This is a genomic window from Pseudidiomarina donghaiensis, from assembly GCF_900116895.1.
In the GTDB taxonomy this organism is placed as follows: domain Bacteria; phylum Pseudomonadota; class Gammaproteobacteria; order Enterobacterales; family Alteromonadaceae; genus Pseudidiomarina; species Pseudidiomarina donghaiensis.
Genome location: NZ_FPCF01000004.1, coordinates 86,403 through 106,475, shown reverse-complemented (window position 1 = coordinate 106,475; position 20,073 = coordinate 86,403). Strand labels below are relative to the sequence as shown.

Annotated in this window: 24 protein-coding genes and 1 pseudogene; 1 reads left to right on the top strand and 24 read right to left on the bottom strand. The window is 47.9% G+C overall.

Features of this window, described 5'->3' with window-relative positions:
- Positions 1 to 79: 79 nt before the first annotated feature.
- A complete protein-coding gene (locus BM334_RS08610) occupies positions 80 to 574 on the bottom strand; it encodes a regulatory protein RecX (RefSeq protein WP_092840816.1) in 495 nt (164 codons plus the stop codon).
- 46 nt (positions 575 to 620) lie between these two features.
- Here BM334_RS08610 and BM334_RS08605 point away from each other — a divergent pair, with 46 nt between their 5' ends.
- Positions 621 to 1,310: an SIMPL domain-containing protein gene (locus BM334_RS08605; protein ID WP_157981882.1), complete on the top strand. Its 690-nt coding sequence runs from the start codon at positions 621 to 623 to the stop codon at positions 1,308 to 1,310.
- Here the strand turns inward: BM334_RS08605 and BM334_RS08600 are convergent.
- From BM334_RS08600 to dusA, 23 genes and pseudogenes are all read right to left on the bottom strand, one after another.
- The gene (locus BM334_RS08600; protein WP_092840812.1) at positions 1,289 to 2,338 is read right to left on the bottom strand and encodes an agmatine deiminase family protein; all 1,050 of its coding nucleotides are present in this window, start codon (positions 2,336 to 2,338) and stop codon (positions 1,289 to 1,291) included. The genes BM334_RS08605 and BM334_RS08600 overlap by 22 nt on opposite strands.
- A 194-nt stretch (positions 2,339 to 2,532) precedes the next feature.
- Positions 2,533 to 3,414: pseudogene (rluB, locus tag BM334_RS08595) on the bottom strand (23S rRNA pseudouridine(2605) synthase RluB); the annotation flags it as partial.
- Complete coding sequence (scpB, locus tag BM334_RS08590) at positions 3,407 to 3,994, bottom strand: SMC-Scp complex subunit ScpB (protein WP_092840808.1); 588 nt, start codon at positions 3,992 to 3,994, stop codon at positions 3,407 to 3,409. The gene scpB and the pseudogene rluB, both read right to left, overlap by 8 nt.
- Positions 3,975 to 4,805, bottom strand: coding sequence for a segregation and condensation protein A (locus tag BM334_RS08585; RefSeq protein ID WP_092840806.1), 831 nt, complete (start codon positions 4,803 to 4,805; stop codon positions 3,975 to 3,977). Before BM334_RS08585 ends, scpB begins: the two co-directional genes overlap by 20 nt.
- A gap of 6 nt (positions 4,806 to 4,811) precedes the next feature.
- Positions 4,812 to 5,438: an L-threonylcarbamoyladenylate synthase gene (locus BM334_RS08580; protein WP_092840803.1), complete on the bottom strand. Its 627-nt coding sequence runs from the start codon at positions 5,436 to 5,438 to the stop codon at positions 4,812 to 4,814.
- A gap of 24 nt (positions 5,439 to 5,462) precedes the next feature.
- The gene (locus BM334_RS08575) at positions 5,463 to 6,305 is read right to left on the bottom strand and encodes a PHP domain-containing protein (protein ID WP_092840801.1); all 843 of its coding nucleotides are present in this window, start codon (positions 6,303 to 6,305) and stop codon (positions 5,463 to 5,465) included.
- A 1-nt stretch (position 6,306) separates the two neighbouring features.
- On the bottom strand, positions 6,307 to 8,328 hold the full coding sequence (locus tag BM334_RS08570; RefSeq protein ID WP_092840799.1) for an oxidoreductase: 2,022 nt from the start codon (positions 8,326 to 8,328) through the stop codon (positions 6,307 to 6,309).
- A gap of 53 nt (positions 8,329 to 8,381) precedes the next feature.
- Complete coding sequence (locus tag BM334_RS08565) at positions 8,382 to 9,746, bottom strand: hypothetical protein (protein WP_092840797.1); 1,365 nt, start codon at positions 9,744 to 9,746, stop codon at positions 8,382 to 8,384.
- A 12-nt stretch (positions 9,747 to 9,758) separates the two neighbouring features.
- Positions 9,759 to 11,729, bottom strand: coding sequence for a BCCT family transporter (locus BM334_RS08560; RefSeq protein ID WP_092840795.1), 1,971 nt, complete (start codon positions 11,727 to 11,729; stop codon positions 9,759 to 9,761).
- Between the two features lie 141 nt (positions 11,730 to 11,870).
- Positions 11,871 to 12,134, bottom strand: coding sequence for a 30S ribosomal protein S17 (gene rpsQ / locus BM334_RS08555; protein ID WP_092840793.1), 264 nt, complete (start codon positions 12,132 to 12,134; stop codon positions 11,871 to 11,873).
- Complete coding sequence (gene rpmC / locus BM334_RS08550; protein WP_055438609.1) at positions 12,134 to 12,325, bottom strand: 50S ribosomal protein L29; 192 nt, start codon at positions 12,323 to 12,325, stop codon at positions 12,134 to 12,136. Before rpmC ends, rpsQ begins: the two co-directional genes overlap by 1 nt.
- Entirely contained in the window at positions 12,325 to 12,738 is a 414-nt protein-coding gene (rplP, locus tag BM334_RS08545) for a 50S ribosomal protein L16 (RefSeq protein ID WP_055438608.1), read from the bottom strand. The genes rpmC and rplP overlap by 1 nt, the downstream gene beginning before the upstream one ends.
- Positions 12,739 to 12,749: 11 nt before the next feature.
- The gene (gene rpsC, locus BM334_RS08540; RefSeq protein WP_055438607.1) at positions 12,750 to 13,439 is read right to left on the bottom strand and encodes a 30S ribosomal protein S3; all 690 of its coding nucleotides are present in this window, start codon (positions 13,437 to 13,439) and stop codon (positions 12,750 to 12,752) included.
- Positions 13,440 to 13,449: 10 nt separating this feature from the next.
- Positions 13,450 to 13,782: a 50S ribosomal protein L22 gene (gene rplV / locus BM334_RS08535; RefSeq protein ID WP_055438606.1), complete on the bottom strand. Its 333-nt coding sequence runs from the start codon at positions 13,780 to 13,782 to the stop codon at positions 13,450 to 13,452.
- 12 nt (positions 13,783 to 13,794) lie between these two features.
- Positions 13,795 to 14,073, bottom strand: a complete 279-nt coding sequence (rpsS, locus tag BM334_RS08530) for a 30S ribosomal protein S19 (protein ID WP_026860408.1) — start codon at positions 14,071 to 14,073, stop codon at positions 13,795 to 13,797.
- Between the two features lie 16 nt (positions 14,074 to 14,089).
- Positions 14,090 to 14,914 (bottom strand): 50S ribosomal protein L2, encoded by an 825-nt coding sequence (gene rplB, locus BM334_RS08525; protein WP_055438605.1) that lies wholly within the window; start codon positions 14,912 to 14,914, stop codon positions 14,090 to 14,092.
- Positions 14,915 to 14,928: 14 nt separating this feature from the next.
- Positions 14,929 to 15,231 carry a 50S ribosomal protein L23 gene (rplW, locus tag BM334_RS08520; RefSeq protein ID WP_055438604.1) on the bottom strand — a complete coding sequence of 101 codons (303 nt, stop codon included), beginning with the start codon at positions 15,229 to 15,231 and terminating at the stop codon, positions 14,929 to 14,931.
- Positions 15,228 to 15,833 carry a 50S ribosomal protein L4 gene (gene rplD, locus BM334_RS08515; protein ID WP_055438603.1) on the bottom strand — a complete coding sequence of 202 codons (606 nt, stop codon included), beginning with the start codon at positions 15,831 to 15,833 and terminating at the stop codon, positions 15,228 to 15,230. Before rplD ends, rplW begins: the two co-directional genes overlap by 4 nt.
- An 18-nt stretch (positions 15,834 to 15,851) precedes the next feature.
- Entirely contained in the window at positions 15,852 to 16,496 is a 645-nt protein-coding gene (gene rplC, locus BM334_RS08510; RefSeq protein ID WP_055438602.1) for a 50S ribosomal protein L3, read from the bottom strand.
- Between the two features lie 38 nt (positions 16,497 to 16,534).
- The gene (rpsJ, locus tag BM334_RS08505) at positions 16,535 to 16,846 is read right to left on the bottom strand and encodes a 30S ribosomal protein S10 (protein WP_008488677.1); all 312 of its coding nucleotides are present in this window, start codon (positions 16,844 to 16,846) and stop codon (positions 16,535 to 16,537) included.
- 344 nt (positions 16,847 to 17,190) lie between these two features.
- Complete coding sequence (locus tag BM334_RS08500; protein WP_092840968.1) at positions 17,191 to 18,372, bottom strand: dipeptidase; 1,182 nt, start codon at positions 18,370 to 18,372, stop codon at positions 17,191 to 17,193.
- Between the two features lie 203 nt (positions 18,373 to 18,575).
- The gene (locus tag BM334_RS08495) at positions 18,576 to 18,848 is read right to left on the bottom strand and encodes a hypothetical protein (protein WP_092840791.1); all 273 of its coding nucleotides are present in this window, start codon (positions 18,846 to 18,848) and stop codon (positions 18,576 to 18,578) included.
- 143 nt (positions 18,849 to 18,991) lie between these two features.
- A complete protein-coding gene (gene dusA, locus BM334_RS08490; protein ID WP_420849458.1) occupies positions 18,992 to 20,059 on the bottom strand; it encodes a tRNA dihydrouridine(20/20a) synthase DusA in 1,068 nt (355 codons plus the stop codon).
- Positions 20,060 to 20,073 lie beyond the last annotated feature (14 nt).

Sequence of the window (20,073 nt, the reverse complement as noted above, 5' to 3'; positions counted from 1 at the left end):
CTGTGACGATTTGGAATTAACAGATGTCAATTTTTGACTAAAGATAGCGCAAAATGCTACCACGAATGAATCGCTTCGACTAGTCTGCAGCACCCTGTCGTTGGCGTTCAAGTGCACGTTTTATTTCGTCAAATGAAAACCCGCGTTGCAACAAATGACGCATGATTTTATCGCGTTGTTTTTGATCCTGTGGTGGTTGCTCACCAAACTTACGCAGTAAACGTTCAAAACAAGCATCGCTCCAGTTCGGTTGCTCCGCTGCTAGCGCTTGCTGAATGAGCTCACTCGACAAGCCTTTTTTCTGCGCTTGCGCATTAATTTTACGAGCACCGTCGCCACGAGCAATACAGGTTCGCACCCATACTTGAGCAAAGCGTTGATCCGATTGCCAACCTCGCTGCTGCGCTTTTTCCAGAACTAACTCGACAACATTGTGGTCGAACCCTCGTTGCTTAAGTTTTTGTCTGAGTTCTTGGGCTGAGTGCTCACGGCGCGCCATAAGCCGAACTAACACCTCTTCGGCTTGTTGCGCGTCATTGCTGTGCTCGTCGGTGTGGTCAATGGACGGTTTCATAGCGTCTATACTTGCCTGTAATTATCGATCATTAAAAGGAATCGTTATGTTCTATCGCTTTACATTGATTGCTGTCATGTCATTCACTATGTTAGCAGCTTGCCAACCGGCCACCAACACGCCCAACACCATCACTGTGCAAGCTGACGCTGAAACATTTCGCGAACCAGACCAAGCTCAGTTAACGCTCAACGTAAGTCAATCTGGTGATGATCTGGTCGCTCTCAAAGCTCGCGTTGACCAACAAACCTCTGAAGTTATTATGTTCTTGCGCGAGCAAGACATTCCGGAGCAGGCAATTACCTCATACCGGCTTAGCGCTGCACCCGTTTATGATTACCAAGAAGGACAGCGAATTCAGCGCGGTTTTAACGTGTCACGCACTATTCAAATTCAGTTAACAGACCTGGCTATTTACGACATCATTCTTGATCATGCCCTCGCCTCTGGCGTGACCGAAATTAGCCAAGCTCAGTTTTTAGTCAGTGAACCCGACTTACTGTACAACGACGTTCTGCAACAGGCCGTGAAAAATGCTCGCGCAAAAGCCGAGTTGTTAGCGGCCGCAGCAGGGGTAAAAATTGTCGCCGTGGCACAAATACAAGAAATGAGTCAGGCACCTAAAGCCTTAGCATTAGCGTCGGCGCGCTTTCGGCAAGCCGACCAAGTTAGTTTACCCGGTACCCAAACCATTCGCGCACAGGTGTCGTTAACTTACGCTATTGCGCCGCAATAATCCGTATTCGGTAAGCCCAGCGTCATACAATGTATGGCGCCACCCGCTTTGATAAATTCATCGGCGTGTACGGGAATAACCGTAACAGACGGCAACGCTGCGCGCAGCGTTGCTAAAGCTTCGGTGTCTTCGGCAAGGTTAAATTGCGGCAGTAACACATAGTTAGCTCCGCGCACTAAATTCACGTAACTTGCTAGCAAGGCTCGCTGACCACGGGGAAATACTCCTGGTACTGCGCGCACACTGTGGTATTCCGACGCATTGGGCATTATGGCTTCAGGTTGAGGCAATATCACAATTTTGTAGGGTTGGCCCTTGGCATTGCGCCATAACTTCATGGCATCAAGCTGACATTGATAGTGCTCAAATAACGAACTACTCGGAATAGGCAAAGCGCAAACGACGATATTTTCAGCTAAAAACTGCACCTGATTGTCAGTATGCCCTCCCGTTTCGTCCGCAGGATGCGCAAAGTCTAACCAATACACATGGCTTAATTTCAAATGTTCAATTAAATACTTTTCAATGTCGCTGCGTGACCACTGCGGATTGTTGCGCATAACGCTAACGCCATGAACAACTGCCACGCCGGCACCATCAGTGCTTATTGCCCCCCCCTCCAGCACCAAATCAGGGTGGTTCCTAAACGCCACGCCCAGCTGCTGACAAAGCTGCGCTGCAAAGGCCTGATCGTCACGGGTGTCGAGGTATAGGCCATGCCATGCGGAAAACTTAAAGCCATGGGCAACGACCCGGTTGTTATCGCGCACCCACAGCGGCCCAATGTCGCGCGGCCACGCATCGTTGTAGCGTATTTGCAGCAATGGTTGTTGGGTGACTGGTTCACATGGAATATTGGGATGAACACCAAATAGCAGCTCTTGATCGCTCGTGTGAGCTTGCAACCGAGCTGCTAGCGACATTAATTGCTGCTGAGCAGGACGGCCATTGTCGCGCCATACATCATCGCGAAATGGCCATAAAACGAATAATGGGCCAGATAATTGCCAATCAGCTAACAGACTCATTGCCGCGTGCGTTTTTTCCCTGTAGCAATACGTTGCTTGGGTTTCGGCTTGCGAGGTTTGCTATCAAGATCTGCATCGGTATTTCGAGCATTTCGCCCGGCACCTCTGCGCTCCTTACCTTTGCCATCATGTCGTTTGTTGTCATGATCTTTAAACTCATTGTCTTTAAACCCACGGCCTTTTCCGGCCGTTTTAGGTTTCGCTTCAGCGGCTGCATCTTGGCGATGCGCCGGAGCTTGACCACGCTGTTGCAATTTTTGTGCATGAGCTCGGCGCGCGCGCGAGTAACGTTTCTGACGAGATTCACCTTGACGCGGGTCAATAAAAGTACGCGTTTCTTCGGGCAGCTCAACTAAAGCGCGCAGGTAGTTAATGTCTTTTAACGACAATTCACCCCAACCGCTTTGTGGCAAGCCTTGTTCTAATTTAATGTTGCCATAACGCACACGAATCAAGCGGCTGACTTGCACGCCTTGAGATTCCCATAAACGGCGAACTTCGCGATTACGACCTTCGGTGAGCACGACACGAAACCATTGGTTCATGCCTTCTCCGCCACCGCGTTTTATTTCCTTGAAGTTTGCTGGGCCGTCTTCTAATTGCACCCCCTGCTTGAGCTTGCGCATCATAGCATCGGTCACTTCACCAAACACGCGCACCGAATATTCGCGCTCAATTTCGTGGCCAGGGTGCATTAAACGATTAGCTAACTCACCGTCGGTGGTAAATAACAATAAGCCTGAAGTATTCACATCTAATCGCCCTACAGCAACCCAACGGGTTCCTTGCACACGTGGCAAGCGATCATAAACGGTCGGGCGCCCTTCAGGATCTTTGCGAGTACATAATTCGCCTTCTGGCTTATGGTACATAAGTACACGACACACCACGTCTTCAGGCTGTTTGATGCTCACTTCGCGGCCATCAATACGTACCGTTGCATTCGATTCTATACGCTCACCTAAGGTGGCTACTTGGCCATTGACGCTGACACGACCGGCAGCAATCATGGCTTCCAATTCACGGCGTGAACCGTGACCTGATCGGGCTAATACTTTTTGTAACTTTTCACTCATGGGCATGGCTCTCATTTGTCGCTGTCTCAGCGGTTATGGTTTGCCCTGTATTCGACGCCTTTTCAGCAGGTTCTGGAATAGCAGGTAACTCGGATAAATCGCTTAAACTAAAATAATCTAAAAACTCGGCTGTTGTGGCATATAACTGTGGCCGACCAGGCACTTCCCGATGCCCAACCACCTTCACCCAACCACGCTCTTGCAGTGTTTTCATAATCTGCGAGCTAACACTAACGCCGCGAATATCTTCGATGTCTCCGCGGGTAATTGGCTGCCGATAGGCAATGAGTGCGAGGGTTTCAAGCATCGCCTGCGAATATCGCGGCGGCTTCTCTTGCCACAACCGGCTTATTATACCACCCAATTCAGCGCGCGTCTGAAAACGATATCCTGATGCGACACGGGTGAGTTGCACTCCGCGCTCTTGATAGTCTTTTTGCAACTCCGTTAAGATATTCTTGAGTTGCTTGCGGCTTATACTCTCATTGCTAAAGTACTCAAGCAGCTGCGCCTCGCTCAACGGTTGTTCGGCAACGAAAAGTAACGCCTCGACGGCTTGTTTAAGTTGTTGATTCTGCATAAATAGGCTCTCGTTGCATCACATGAATTTCGCTAAAAGCGTCAACTTGAACCACTTCAACTAACGCTTCTTTGACTAACTCAAGTATGGCCAGAAAACTCACCACAACGCCTGGCCGGCCCTCACTAGGGTCAAATAAATCGGCAAAGCGCAGGCGCTGCTGATGTTGTAATAAATCTAAAATACGACTCATTCGTTCACGAGTTGAAAGTTTTTCGCGTTGCACTTGGTGATGGTTTTGTAGCTTTGCTTGGGCTAATGCTTGGCTGAAGGCAAGGGCTAAGTCTGCCAAGGCAACTTCTGGTAACTGCTGTTCAACCCATTGTTGAGCGTCAGTTTGCGCATGACCAATAAAATTATCACGCCCGGTTTGGGGCAGTTCGTCAAGGTGTTGAGCGCCTTGACGAATAGCTTCGTACTCTTGCAAGCGGCGCACTAACTCAGCTCGTGGGTCTTCTTCTTCGTCATCATCCGTGGGCGGTCGTGGTAACAACATACGACTTTTTATTTCTGCCAACATAGCCGCCATGACTAAATAATCAGCGGCTAGCTCTAGTTTTAAGTCTTTCATCATGTCGACATATTCCATGTACTGCTTGGTTATCGGCAATATGGGTAGGTCAACAATTTCCATTTTTTGGCGGCGAATAAGATACAACAACAAGTCCATCGGCCCCGAAAAGCTCTCAAGAATTAATTCAAGGGCATCTGGGGGAATGTATAAGTCTTCAGGTTTATCAATGACTGGCTCGCCGCGCACAAAACCTAGCGGCAAAGAGTGTTGTTGCGGAGCTTGCTCAGCCGTACTCATCGCTATTTAATAGTCCACAAAAGGCGAAATATCACCCGCACCTGGGCGCGCAACCCGCACTTCGTCATCGGCTAAGTCAATCACCGTTGTTTGCTCTTCACCGCGATGATCGCCATCAATTATCAAGTCGACTTGGCGTTCTAGTCGCTCGCGAATTTCATGAGGATCAGACTCGGCAAACTCGTTATCGTCCAAAATTAAACTGGTCGACATCAGTGGTTCACCGAGCGCCTCGAGCAAGGCCATAACAATGGGGTCATCAGAAACACGAATACCAATGGTTTTGCGCTTCGGATTCAACAGACGTTTAGGAACTTCTTTCGTTCCCTTCAAAATAAAGGTATACGCGCCTGGGGTATTATTCTTCAATAGCCGAAAAGCCTGATTGTCTACTCGTGCATAAGTCGATAATTCTGATAAATCACGGCACATCAAGGTAAAGTTATGGTCTTTATCAATGTTACGAATTCGACAAATTCGCTCCATTGCATTTTTTTCACCGATACGGCAACCAATGGCATAGCCGGAGTCGGTCGGGTACACCACCACGCCGCCCTGCAAAATAATATCTGCCGCCTGCTGAATGAGGCGTTTTTGAGGGGTTTCCGAATGCACACTAAAGTATTGGCTCATAGACTCTTCATATCGGCTTAAAAGTTATCTTACTGTTTCCTCTGACCACTGCGACCATATTGGCACACAGCGCTCGGGTAAACAAAGGTTTTTGCCCAGTTCGCGCCACCGCCCGGGTAAGTGAAAATCAGAACCTACAGAGGCGTAAAGGCCAAGTTCTTGAGCAAAAGTCGCTAGCGCTTCACGATCACCCGGCGCTTGCGCACCAATAGCGACCTCAACGCCATCAATGCCTGCCATTTTAGCCTCATTTAACAAACGCCGTAACCATTTGTTGCTGAGCTGGTAAGCATGAGGGTGAGCAATGACTGTTACCCCACCGGCGGCTTTCACTGCGGCGGCAACTTCGGTAAAGTTCGCCCATTGGGTTGCCACATAAGCTTGTTGACCTTTGCCTAAATAACGCCGAAATGCAGTTTCAATGTCGCGCACCCAGCCTTCATTCACTAATGCGTCGGCTAAATGTTTACGCGTTGGCATGGTCATTTCTTGAGCCAATGGTGGTTGAACCGATATGCCGGCTTTATGTAGCTTTTCAACCATAGCTTGGTAGCGGGTACGGCGCTGATCTTGTTGTGACGCCAATAATTCTTTGATAACGCTTGCTTGGCGGTCAAAATTCAAGCCCACAACATGAATTTCAAACTGCTCCCATGTGCAAGTTATTTCCGTGCCATTAATAAGCGTTAATGGCAAGTTTTCAGCAGTAATAGCGGCTTGTGCATGGTCAAGCCCCGCAATGGAGTCATGGTCTGTAAGCGCCAAATGGGTGACACCATTTTCAACCGCGCGCTGGACCAGCTCTTGAGGACTAAGCACGCCATCTGAGAAGTGGCTATGACAATGTAAATCGTAACTAACAGTCATGTTATATTCGTGCGGCAAGCTCTGCGCCTTGACGTATCGCTCGTTTCGCATCCAGTTCGGCGGCAACGTCTGCACCACCAATTAAGTGCACTGACATGCCAAGCTCGGAAAGTTCGGCTTGCAGCTCTCGCTGTGGCACTTGCCCGGCACAAATCACAATGTTATCCACCGCAAGCAATTGCTCTTGGCCATCAATTTCTATCCATAGCCCTTCGTCAGTCACACGCTTGTAGGTAACACCAGCAAGCATTTCAACACCCTTTTTCTTGAGCGTCGCTCGGTGCACCCAACCTGAGGTTTTACCAAGCCCTGCACCTACTTTTGATGTTTTTCGCTGCAGCAACCAAATTTCGCGGGTTGCTTCATCTTTTGCCGGCGGCTTTAGACCACCGCGCGATTGATAGTGTTTATCCACACCCCAAATTTCAGACCATTCTTGACTATCTAACGTTGGCGACTTGTCAGTGGTTAAATATTCGGCCAAATCAAACCCAATACCACCGGCACCAATTAATGCAACCTTGCGCCCTACTGGTTTATGGTCGCGTAAAACGTCTAAATAGCCCAAGACTTTGTCAGAATCAATGCCGGGCAAGTCCAGTTGACGTGGCACCACGCCCGTTGCTAACACCACCTCGTCGAATTTCTCTGTGGCTAAACTTGCAGCGCTTTGACGACTGTTTAAATGCACCTGAACGCCGGTATCTGCGAGACGATTTTTGAAGTAACGAATGGTTTCGTGAAACTCTTCTTTGCCCGGAATTTGCTTGGCGTAATTAAACTGCCCACCAATGTCATTGGCACCATCAAACAGGTGCACTTCATGGCCCCGCTCGGCAGCCCGGCACGCAAACTCAAGACCTGCAGGGCCAGCACCAATAACCGCGACTTTTTTCGGCTGTGCAGTGGCAGTAAATACCAGCTCGCTTTCGTAACAGGCTTGCGGGTTGACCAAGCAACTGGCCCGCTTGTTTTCAAACACATGATCTAAACACGCTTGGTTACACGCAATACAGGTATTAATACGGTCCGCTTGGTTAGCTGCTGCTTTCTCTACAAAGTACGGGTCGGCAAGCAATGGGCGGGCCATAGACACCATGTCAGCTTCACCGTCAGCCAATATTTTTTCGGCGACTTCCGGTGTATTAATACGGTTTACTGCCACCACCGGAATGGAAAGCTCTTGCCGCACACGCGCGGTGATCCAGCTAAAGGCTCCTCGTGGAACTGAAGTCACAATCGTCGGTACGCGCGCCTCGTGCCAACCAATACCACTGTTAATAATAGTTACACCCGCTTTTTCTACCGCTTTACCGAGCTCAATCACTTCTTCGAAGGTATTGCCGTCAGGCACTAAGTCCAGCATTGATAAGCGATACACAATAATAAATTGTTCGCCAACAGCTTCTCGAATGGCTTTGATAATTTCAATCGCAAAGCGGCTTCGATTCTCAAACGAACCACCCCAGCGATCGGTGCGTTTATTGGTACGGGGGCAAATAAATTGGTTGATTAGATAACCTTCCGAACCCATAACTTCAACGCCATCGTAACCGGCTTTTTGCGCGAGTTTAGCGGCACGAGCAAAATGCTTGATGGTCGTTAAAATTTGGCGTTCACTCATGGCCTTGGGGGCGAACGGGTTTATCGGCGCTTTTATTTTGCTTGGCGCGACCGAAAACGGATGGTAAGCATAGCGACCTGTATGCAAAATTTGCATACATATTTTGCCACCTTCGCGGTGCACAGCATCGGTAACTTTTCGGTGCTTGCTTATGTGCCATGGTTTACTTAGCTCGCTACCAAATGGACTTACTCGACCGCGAAAATTGGGGCTTATGCCGCCGGTAACAATTAAACCAACACCGCCCTTTGCGCGTTCAGCGTAAAAGGCGGCTAATTTATCAAAGCCATTCTTTTCTTCTTCCAAACCGGTATGCATGGAGCCCATGAGTACGCGATTTTTTAGTTGTGTAAAACCTAAATCGAGCGGCTGAAATAAATGCTGATAATATGTCGACACAATGACCTCAACTTAAACAACTGTTTGAATAAGGTCACTGTACTCATTTTTGCTTAAAAATAATAGCCAATATTAATGTTAAACCTTGTGTTGGTGTCTTTTGCCTCGCCGCTCATAGAGCCGCCAACAAAAGGTTGGTTACGTGCCGTTACCCAATCAAAATAGGTGTACAAGCCACCAGCAGACACAGCAACACCAAGTACATTCATTAATGTTTCTTCGTCATACAAACGCTTATCGGTCATTAAGCTGAAGTCATTGTAGAAGGTCAAATTGGTAATTGGCCCAATTTTAACGGGCATGCTGTACGCGATATTGGCTGAATACAAGCGCGCTTTGGTTGGTATGGTGTCGTAATACGCATAAGCGCCGACCACTAGGCCTTGGTTTGCCAAGTCTAAATTGTAGTCATATTCAGTAACCTGGCCCATAAAGGTCCATTGATCATAGTTATATACACCATGTACGGCCCATGCGGTGCGATCGCCAACCGTATCAACACCATCATTCATGTCGCCCCACTGCACGCTCGCACCGAGCTCAGCTGAGCTGTGGTCATTAAGAGTCCACTTCCGTACTCCACGTAATGCCCAACTATTGGTTTCGGCCGCCAAAGCCACTGGCGTGTCATACAAACCTTCGCCACTTAAGCGCACACCCACTGCATCATAAGCATAACGATCGGCTTTACTCGTGGCTAAACTATCAGCCCCACCTAATTCGTCAGACTTAAAAAATGCCACGTCGAAGTCCCAGTTATCGTCGCGATAACGCATTTTCGCACCAAGGTCGTGATCGTCTTCAAGCCCTACGTAAAAGTTTGAGCTAAAAAAGTAGCTGTTAGAGTTATAGGGTGTATTACCAAAGGGAACCTTGGTGACGCCTAACTGTCCCTGCCAGTTCTCGGTAAAGTTGTAACCCACCCAAGCGTGCTGAACCACGTCCATATATTGAAACCAGCGATATTGCGCAGACAAAATGACATCGCCAATTTGACCGCTGTAATCAATACGAACTAAGTCGAAGTCAAAATCGCCACCACGCTCTTTTAATGGATCATTATAATCTTCCCACACGTACTGGGTGCGTACCGCTCCCCCAATACGAATCGGGTCGTTTTTAGCTTCCTGCACGTCTTCTTCTAAGCGTTCAACACGTGCCCCCAATGCTTGACCTTTTACCTGTCGTCGCGGCGCAATCTCGTCATCTGAGTCGGCTTCTTGCGCACTGGCTTGGCGTTGCTCTGCCGGTTGTTCGGCAATTTTATTTTCAAGATCAACTATACGCTGCTTAAGAGCCTCTACCTGCTGTAACAACACTTTCAACTCTTGCTCAGTGGTTGTCTTATCTTGGCTATAGGCCGGCAGCGCCGTTAAGCTTGCCGCCACCGCTGCTGCTACCAGAGTTAACTTCACCATATTTAGTTCTCCTTAACGCAACACGTGCAGAAAATGCATATGTTTGTGGTAATGGTCAATAATGTCGCCTATAACCGCATCGCGCGACCAACCAAGAATATCGTAATCTTGCCCACCTTCACGCAGGTGTACCTCGGCGCGATAATACTTTTGCTCCTCTGGAGCGTCAGTTGTGTCAGCATCAGCATGAATAAACGCAGGCTGAATATGAGACGCTAAATGCACTTGGTAAATGAAATCTATTTCATCACCATGAATAACTCGGAATGTCTTATTGTCTTTGTCGTCAATTTCTAAGTTAACCGTCAACCCACTACTACGCATTTCTTCAGCAACATCATCAAATGCCGGTTGCACCACTTGCAGTAAGAACCGTTGCCCTACCGATTTACTCGGAAAATCAATAATATTGTGTAAACGCTCGCGCCAGTTTTTATTGCTAGAAGACGACGCCGTTAAATAGTTATTCTGCAGCGTATCTTTCTTATGAACGTCAACGCGCAAGGCGCGGATCAACCCATAGGTGGCAATCATCAAGATAATGGTAAACGGCAAAGCACTGGCAATGGTCATGGTCTGTAATGCACCAAGCCCACCGGCTAGCAGCAAAATAATGGCCACGAGGCCTTCGCCGCTGGCCCAGAAAATACGCTGCCAAACCGGCGTGTCGTCACGGCCATTGGAGCAGAGCATGTCGACCACCATAGAACCAGAGTCTGACGAGGTGACAAAGAACACCACGACCATGAGTGTGGCTACCACACTTAAGAAGCTACTCCAGGGAAATTGCTCTAAGAAAGCAAACAGTGCAATAGGTACGTCGTTTTGTACCAATTCACCTAATGAGGTCACCCCTTGGTTTAGAATCAACTCAATGGCTGAGTTACCAAAGAAGGTCATCCACATTAAAGTAAAACCAGCAGGAACCAGTAATACCCCGAGTACAAATTCACGAATCGTGCGGCCGCGAGATACTCGCGCAATAAACAATCCAACAAACGGCGCCCAACTTAACCACCAGCCCCAATAGAATACAGTCCAACCACCAATCCAATCGGTTTTTTCATAGGCAAATAAATTAAAAGTATTGCCTACGATTTCTGATACATAAGCACCGGTATTTTGTACAAATGCTTGTAACAAAAATACCGTTGGCCCGAGTAATAATACGAACACTAACAACAATACTGCGAGTATCATATTGAGCTCAGACAGTCGGCGTATGCCTTTGTCTAAGCCGGTTGTGACCGAAATAACAGCAAGCAAGGTCACGCCAATAATTAACACTACTTGTACGGTATCGGACACTGGAATATCAAACAGGTAGTTAATACCGGCATTGATTTGGGTTACCCCGTACCCCAATGAAGTTGCCACACCAAATACCGTACCAATAACAGCAAATACATCGACCACATGACCAATAGGGCCATAAATTCGATCACCGATCATCGGATACAGTGCTGAGCGCAGTGTTAGCGGTAGACCATGACGATACGCAAAAAATGCCAAAATGAGTGCTACAATCGCGTATATTGCCCAAGCATGTAGGCCCCAGTGGAAGAAAGTAATCTTCATTGCTTCCCGAGCCGCATCAACCGATCCCGCTTCGGCTACCGGAGGGGCTAGAAAATGCATGACTGGCTCAGCAACACCAAAAAACATTAAGCCGATACCCATACCAGCAGAAAACAACATGGAGAACCAGGTTACCCGCGAGTAATCAGGTTCGGAATGATCAGGGCCTAACTTAATCGTGCCCATGCGTGAAAAGCCAAGGTATAAAACACTCAGCAAAATCACCGCCACAGCTAATACATAAAACCAACTAGCGTTGGTAATAATTGCCGATTGTATGGCTTGAAACCAAGCGTCTGCGGTGGTTGGTGCTAAAGCTGCGAAAGCTAGAATAATGACGATTAATCCGGCAGCACTGTAAAAAACCGGCGGGTTTAATTTGGCTGGAGCTGTATTCTCAGTCATGGTATGTCCTTGGCTAGATTACAAAAGTTCTGTTTATTATAGCCAATACCTTGTGACTTTCCTTGTTAGACACAAAAAAAACGGCTTCTCGAAAGAAGCCGTTTATTCATCACGGTTAATGTTGTCTATATCGCTGGGCGATTAGATAACTAACGCGCGCTCTACGATTTCAACTAATGCCCAAGACTTAGTCTTAGATACTGGACGAGTTTCGCGAATAATCACGGTATCACCAGTTTTGCACTCATTGTTTTCGTCGTGTGCGTGTAATTTTGTGGTACGGGTAATGTATTTACCGTATACCGGGTGCTTTACACGGCGAGTTACAGCAACAGTGATAGACTTATCCATCTTATCGCTAGTAACACGACCTTGCACAGTACGTACACGTTTTTCTTCAGCCATTACGCACCTGCCTTCTGATTCAAGATAGTTTTAACACGTGCGATATCACGACGCACTTGCTTCAACATGTGAGTTTGATTCAGCTGACCAGTGGCTGCTTGCATGCGCAGGTTAAACTGCTCACGGCGCAAACCTAACAACTCTTCGTTCAGCTGCTCAACGGTTTTTTCTTTCAGTTCGTTCGCTTTCATTACATCACCGTCCGAGTCACAAAGGTGGTTTTGAATGGTAGCTTACGTGCCGCAAGTTCAAACGCTTCACGCGCTAGTTCTTCCGATACGCCGTCCATTTCATACAGGACACGACCTGGCTGAATCTGTGCTACCCAGTATTCCACGCTACCTTTACCTTTACCCATACGCACTTCAAGAGGCTTCTGAGTAATTGGCTTATCAGGGAATACGCGGATCCAGATCTTACCTTGACGTTTCACGTGACGCGTCATGGCACGACGAGCTGCTTCGATTTGGCGAGCAGTCATACGACCGCGCTCAACCGATTTCAAACCGAAAGTACCGAAGCTAACTTTGTTACCTGATTGCGCCAAGCCGCGGTTACGGCCCTTGTGTACCTTACGGAATTTCGTACGCTTTGGTTGTAACATTTCGTATCTCCTTACTTACGGCCTTTAGGGCGTTTTGCTGGAGCTGCTGGTTTTTCTTCAGCAACTGGCATACCGCCTAGAACTTCGCCTTTGAAGATCCATACTTTGATACCAATGATACCGTAAGTAGTGCTTGCTTCAGCGGTTGAATAATCGATGTCCGCACGCAATGTGTGCAATGGAACACGACCTTCGCGGTACCATTCGGTACGTGCGATTTCCGCGCCGCCTAAACGGCCGCTCACTTCTACTTTGATACCTTTGGCGCCAAGACGCATTGCGTTTTGAACCGCACGCTTCATAGCACGACGGAACATTACACGGCGCTCTAACTGGCCAGCGATGTTTTCAGCAACTAGTTGCGCGTCAAGCTCAGGCTTACGCACTTCTGAGATGTTGATTTGCGCAGGAACACCAGTCAGTTTAGAAACTGCTTGACGCAATTTCTCAACGTCTTCGCCTTTCTTACCAATCACAACACCTGGACGTGCAGTGTGGATAGTTACACGGATGCTCTTCGCTGGACGCTCGATGACGATACGTGAAACTGACGCACTTGCCAGTTGCTTGTTCAACATCTTACGTACCAAATGGTCGCTGTGCAGGTTATCAGCAAAATCTTTTGTATTCGCGAACCAGGTTGAATTCCATGGTCTGGTGATACCTAGGCGAATACCATTAGGATGTACTTTCTGACCCATAATTTATCTCCTAGCTATCTGATACAACCACAGTAATGTGGCTGGTACGCTTAAAGATACGATCAGCACGACCTTTCGCACGAGGCTTGATGCGTTTCATGGTAGGACCTTCGTCAACCATTACTTTTGCAACTTTTAGCTCGTCGATGTCGGCACCTTCGTTGTGTTCAGCATTCGCGATAGCTGACTCCAACACCTTTTTCAGCAGCACAGCTGCGTCTTTAGGGCTGTAGTTCAGAATATCCAGTGCTTTCGCAACTGGTAAACCGCGAATCTGATCCGCTACCAAACGCCCTTTTTGCGCAGAAAGCTTGGCAAACTTGTGAATAGCAATAGCTTCCATCTCATGTCTCCCTTAGCGTTTCTTCGCTTTCTTATCAGCGGCGTGGCCACGATAAGTGCGGGTTGGTGCGAACTCACCAAGCTTGTGACCAATCATTTCGTCAGAAACGAAAACTGGCACGTGCTGGCGACCGTTATGAACAGCGATAGTTAGGCCGATCATATCAGGGATAATCATTGAACGACGGGACCAAGTTTTAATTGGCTTCTTGTCCCCGGCTTCCAACGCTTTCTCCACCTTGTTCAGTAGGTGAAGGTCGATAAATGGACCTTTTTTAAGAGAACGTGGCATGTCTAATCCTCAACTCTTATTTGTTGCGACGACGTACGATGAATTTATCAGTACGCTTGTTCTTACGGGTCTTATAACCCTTAGTCGGAGTACCCCATGGAGTAACCGGATGACGGCCACCAGAAGTACGACCTTCACCACCACCGTGTGGGTGATCAACTGGGTTCATCGCCACACCACGAACGGTAGGACGAACACCACGCCAGCGCGTTGCACCAGCTTTACCCAATTGACGCAGCATGTGCTCTGCGTTACCTACTTCACCGATGGTTGCACGGCAATCCGACTGGATGCGGCGCATCTCGCCAGAACGAAGACGTACAGTTACGTACGCGCCGTCACGAGCTAGAAGCTGTACCGACGCACCAGCTGAACGAGCCAACTGAGCACCTTTACCAGGCTTCATTTCGATAGCGTGAATAACAGAACCTACTGGAATATTACGCAGAGGTAATGCGTTACCGCTCTTAATCGGTGCATCTGAACCAGACTGAACTTGATCGCCAGCTTTCATGCCTTTAGGGGCAAGAATGTAACGACGTTCACCGTCTGCATACAGAACCAAAGCGATGTTCGCTGAACGGTTTGGATCATATTCCAAACGCTCAACTTTCGCTGGGATACCGTCTTTGTCGCGTTTAAAGTCGACCATGCGGTAGTGATGCTTGTGACCACCGCCGATGTGACGAACAGTAATACGACCATTATTGTTACGACCGCCTTTTTTGTTGTTTTTATCCAACAATGGGGCGTAAGGCTTACCTTTGTACAGGTCTTCGTTAACCACTTTAACGACGTGGCGACGACCTGGAGACGTAGGCTTACACTTAACTAATGCCATGTGAATTCCTCCTGTTACTCAGCGCCGCCGACGAAGTCGATGTCCGCACCTTCTTTCAGGGTGACATACGCTTTTTTCCAGTCACTACGCTTACCAAAGCGCGCGCCGGTACGTTTGGTTTTGCCTTTTACGTTCACAGTGCGAACGCCTTCAACCTCAACTTCAAACAACTTTTCTACCGCTGCTTTAATTTGTGGTTTAGTTGCATCTTTCGCTACTTTGAACACGACAGTGTTAGCAGTTTCTGCAGTCGTAGTAGACTTTTCAGAAACGTGAGGAGCCAGAATTACAGTCAGCAAACGTTCTTCGCGCATCATGATAATACCTCCTCGATTTGCTTCACTGCGTCAGCAGTCATCAAAACTTTTTCAAAAGCAATCAAGCTAACTGGGTCAAGGCCTTGTACGTCACGTACGTCAACTTTGTGCAAGTTGCGTGCCGCTAAGAACAAGTTCTCGTCCACTTCTTTAGTCACGATAAGAACGTCGTTCAAATCCATAGACTTAAGTTGTGCAGCTAAAGCTTTAGTTTTTGGTGCTTCAACACCAAACTTCTCTACCACGATTAATCGATCTTGACGAACAAGTTCAGACAAGATGCTTTTCATAGCACCGCGGTACATTTTCTTGTTTACTTTTTGGTCGTGGCTGCGTGGTTTCGCTGCAAACGTAGTACCACCAGAGCGCCAAATTGGGCTACGGATAGTACCTGCGCGAGCGCGGCCAGTACCCTTCTGGCGCCATGGCTTTTTGCCACCGCCAGATACTTCAGAACGCGTCTTTTGTGCTTTAGTGCCCTGACGAGCGCCTGCAGCATAAGCAACGACTACCTGATGAATCAGAGCTTCGTTGAACTCACGTCCAAAGGTAGCTTCGGAAACTTCAAGAGCGCCTTTTGCGTCTTTTAATGTTAATTCCATCACCATTCTCCTCAGACGTTACGCCTTAGCCTTGACTGCTGGCTTAACGATTACATCGCCGCCAATAGCACCAGGGACAGCGCCACGGATCAACAACAAGCCACGCTCTGCGTCTACACGTACTACGTCAAGCGTTTGTACGGTAATTTGCTTGTTACCCATCTGACCTGCCATTTTTTTGCCTTTGAATACCCGACCAGGAGACTGGTTCTGACCGATAGAACCCGGCGCGCGATGCGACAACGAGTTACCATGGGTAGCGTCCTGAGTACGGAAATTCCAGCGCTTAACAGCACCTTGGAAACCTTTACCTTTTGAGGTACCGGTAACGTCTACTTTTTTGGTGTCTGCGAAAATTTCTACAGTGATTTCTGAACCCACTGCGTAATCTTCACCTTCACCGTTCTCTAGGCGGAATTCCCAGAGACCGCGACCTGCTTCAACACCCGCTTTCGCGAAGTGACCAGCAAGTGGTTTAGTAACGCGGTTTGCTTTTTTAGTACCTGCAGTCACTTGAAGCGCGCGGTAACCGTCAGTTTCCTCAGTTTTCACCTGAGTCACACGGTTTGCTGTCACTTCGATCACAGTAACAGGTACAGAAGCGCCGTCTTCTTGGAAGACGCGAGTCATTCCTACTTTACGACCGACTAGACCAATAGCCATTGTTAAAACCTCTCGTGTGTAATCCTATTACTGCCCGCTTAGCCCAGGCTGATCTGTACATCAACACCCGCTGCAAGGTCTAAACGCATAAGTGCGTCTACAGTCTTGTCAGTTGGGTCCATGATGTCGATCAAACGCTTGTGGGTACGGATCTCGTACTGGTCACGCGCATCTTTGTTCACGTGTGGAGAAATCAACACAGTGAAACGTTCTTTGCGCGTAGGCAGTGGAATTGGACCACGTACCTGAGCACCAGTGCGTTTTGCAGTCTCAACGATTTCTGCAGTCGACTGGTCAATCAGACGATGATCGAACGCTTTCAAGCGAATCCGAATTCTTTGATTAGCCATAAAAAATCAAAGCCTCAATTAAAGAGCATTTAAAAAAGAGCACAGAAAAAAACCGACACCCTGGCAGCATACCGGGCGTGGCATTTTCAACGAAAAATCCATTCAATCCCCTATCGGGACTGCTGTGGCAACCAATTACAGTTGGCGAGAGCTCCAAGGAGTTCATCAACTGTGGCCGCGAATTATACACTTTTGACTGGGAAAAGCAAGGGCGATATCAGCTAGTGGATATTGGCTATTGGCGGACGGTGGAATTTTAATGGGTAAGGAAAAGTGCGCTATTAACCGAGGTTAGATATTACGATCTAATATCGAATATCTAACAGCTAATAGCGCTCTTGCTTTTAGTTTGCAGCGGCGTAGGCTTCTACTTCGCGCCATACACGAACAAAGTTTTTATACAGAATCTTCTCAATTTCCTCTTCGCTGTAACCGCGGTCGAGAAGCCCTTGTACCAAGTTCGGATAGGTCGAGACATCTTTTAAGCCAACTGGCAGAGAGTCGCCAACGCCGTCATAGTCTGAACCAATACCTATGTAATCAATGCCCACCAAATTTTTCACATGGTCAATGTGGTTAAGCACTTCTTCGAGTGTGGCAAACGGGAATGGGTTCTTTTTACGCACTTCAGCAATGCGTTGCTCAGCTTCGTCTGAGCCTTCACCGTACTGCTCGTTAATCGCGGCAATTTGTTTGCGAACGATATCGCCATAGCGGTTCGCTTGCTGTGTCACAAACGAGCTGCCGAAGTTAATCATAATCACGCCGCCGTTCTTAGCGAGGCCTTTGATCATCTCGTCGCTCATGTTGCGCTCAAAGCCCGGTGTGTAGCGGCGCAACGAAGAATGTGAGGCAATAACCGGAACTTTGGAAATTTCAACTGCCTGCCAGAAAGCTTCGTCAGATACGTGTGAAATATCAATCATGACGCCAACATTGTTCATTTCTTTGACGAGTTCTTTACCGAACGGGCTCAAACCATTCCATTGACGACGCACATCGTAAGACGAGTCTGAGATATGGTTAGACTGGCTGTGCGCTAAAGTAATGTAGCGAATTCCGCGGTTGTAAAACTCATACAGGTTTTTCATGTCGCCTTCAATTGGCGAGCCATTTTCCATACCTAGCGCGAGAGAGATCACGCCGCGCTCTTGCTGCTGCATCACTTGGTCAACGCTGTATGCCATGGCAAATTTTTGCGGTGCGCGCCACGCGAGTGCTTCCATACTATCGATTAGTTGGTGGGCCAGTTGGTAACTGGCGCCCGGCGTTTGTTCTAGTTGAGCAGGAATGTAAATTGACATGAAAGGTACGTTCAGTCCGCCTTGCTTGGCACGCGGATAGTCAAAGTCACCCCGCTTGGTGGCGCGAGTCACGTCTTCCCAGTCTTTGTTTAAGCGATAAGGAACATCGATATGGGTGTCGATAATTAAATTATCTTGCGCAATACGGTGCGCTCGCTCAGAAGCATTGTATTCCTGCGCAGCGGCAGCGGTGGTTAGACTCAAGGCGCCAACCAAACCCATAATGAGCGGCTTATTCACGCTTACACTTCCTCTATTGTTGTTGGTATAGATGGAAATCAGCGTACCACATGTTCACCGGCCATTCACTTGGATTTGTCGACACTCATCGCGTTAGTTGCGATAACGACCGCACCGGCAACCACTGTTCCCAATACCGGTGCAGCCATCATTGCAACTAACAAAGCAGGTTGTAACCACATGAATTATTCCTCAGGGTAACTGAGTATGTCAGTGGCTGTTTCTTTGATTGTTGCCATAATCGCCGACGGATTAAGAGCAAATTTAAAATCAGAAACATACTGCATTAAATCAAGTGTATTATCGTTCTTCACTTGTTGCTGAACCGCACTCACATCATAGTGAATACTGCGCGTTAGTGACGATTCAAGAACGTCTTTCGGTGCTGACTCTTGAGCAATTACAGGACTACTCAGCAAACTTGAAACAAATACAACAGTAGCGATAGTGGTTTTCATTGGGATTCTCCTATTGAGTTTGGCAACATGCCAATTTAGTCAATAGGAGTAATGCAAAGCTTGTGCCAATTTTTAATCACCAAACAATTAATGTCACATGCTATTGATTTGCAGAGATTATTTTTGTCAAAGATAATTTTGATTTAGATGTCTTCGGCTTCTTGGCGCATCGCTAATTCGGCTAAATGTTGGTCAAACCGCGCACGCGCAGTCGTCACTTCTGCATAAGCTGACTCAATCAGTTCTCGCGCATCGGTCGCCGTCGGTCCTTTTTGACTCAGTAGCTGACGCCATTTCTTTGCACCTGGACCACCTTGAAAAAGCCCAATCATATGACGTGCAACATGCCACGGTCGCCCACCTTGTGCCACATGGCGCTCCATGTACAAAATCATATGTTCCAAAACATTCGCAACATCGACCGGCTTGGCGGCGCCGTATATAGCATCAAATTCTGTTAACAGCATTGGGTTCTGATAAGCCTCGCGACCAATCATGACGCCATCGACGTGTTCTAGGTGTTGGTGAATTTCGGCAATGGTTTTAATTCCGCCGTTAATCGTAATGTGCAAGCCTGGATAACGCTGCTTCATTCGGTACACACGATCATAACGTAGTGGCGGAATATCTCGGTTTTGCTTTGGGCTCAAGCCTTTCAGCCAAGCATTGCGGGCGTGCAGGGTAAAATACTCGCAACCGGCTTCCATCACCGGCTCTAAAAACCGCTGTAAATATTCATCACTGTCGTGTTCGTCAATTCCCAAACGTGTTTTCACGGAAACAACGGTATTCGGTGCAGCCTCTTTCATGGCTTTCACACATGCCGCTACAGTTTGTGGCTCAGCCATTAAACAAGCACCAAAACTACCATTTTGCACGCGATCAGAAGGGCAGCCAACGTTAATATTCACTTCTTGATAACCACGTTCAGCGGCCCGAACCGTGCATTCAGCCATGGCCGCTGGGTCGCTGCCACCAAGTTGCAATACCACTGGCTGTTCAGCCGGTTCAAATTGCAGAAAGTCCATTTTGCCGTGAATAATGGCGCCGGTTGTAACCATTTCGGTATAAAGCACCGTGTGTTGTGTTAGCAAGCGATGAAAATAACGACAATGGCGGTCGGTCCAATCCAGCATTGGCGCGATTGACAACTTGCGATTAAACGCAAGCGACTCATCGACATTGTATTCAGGTTTATTCGGTATTGTCACAACGAGTTACAACC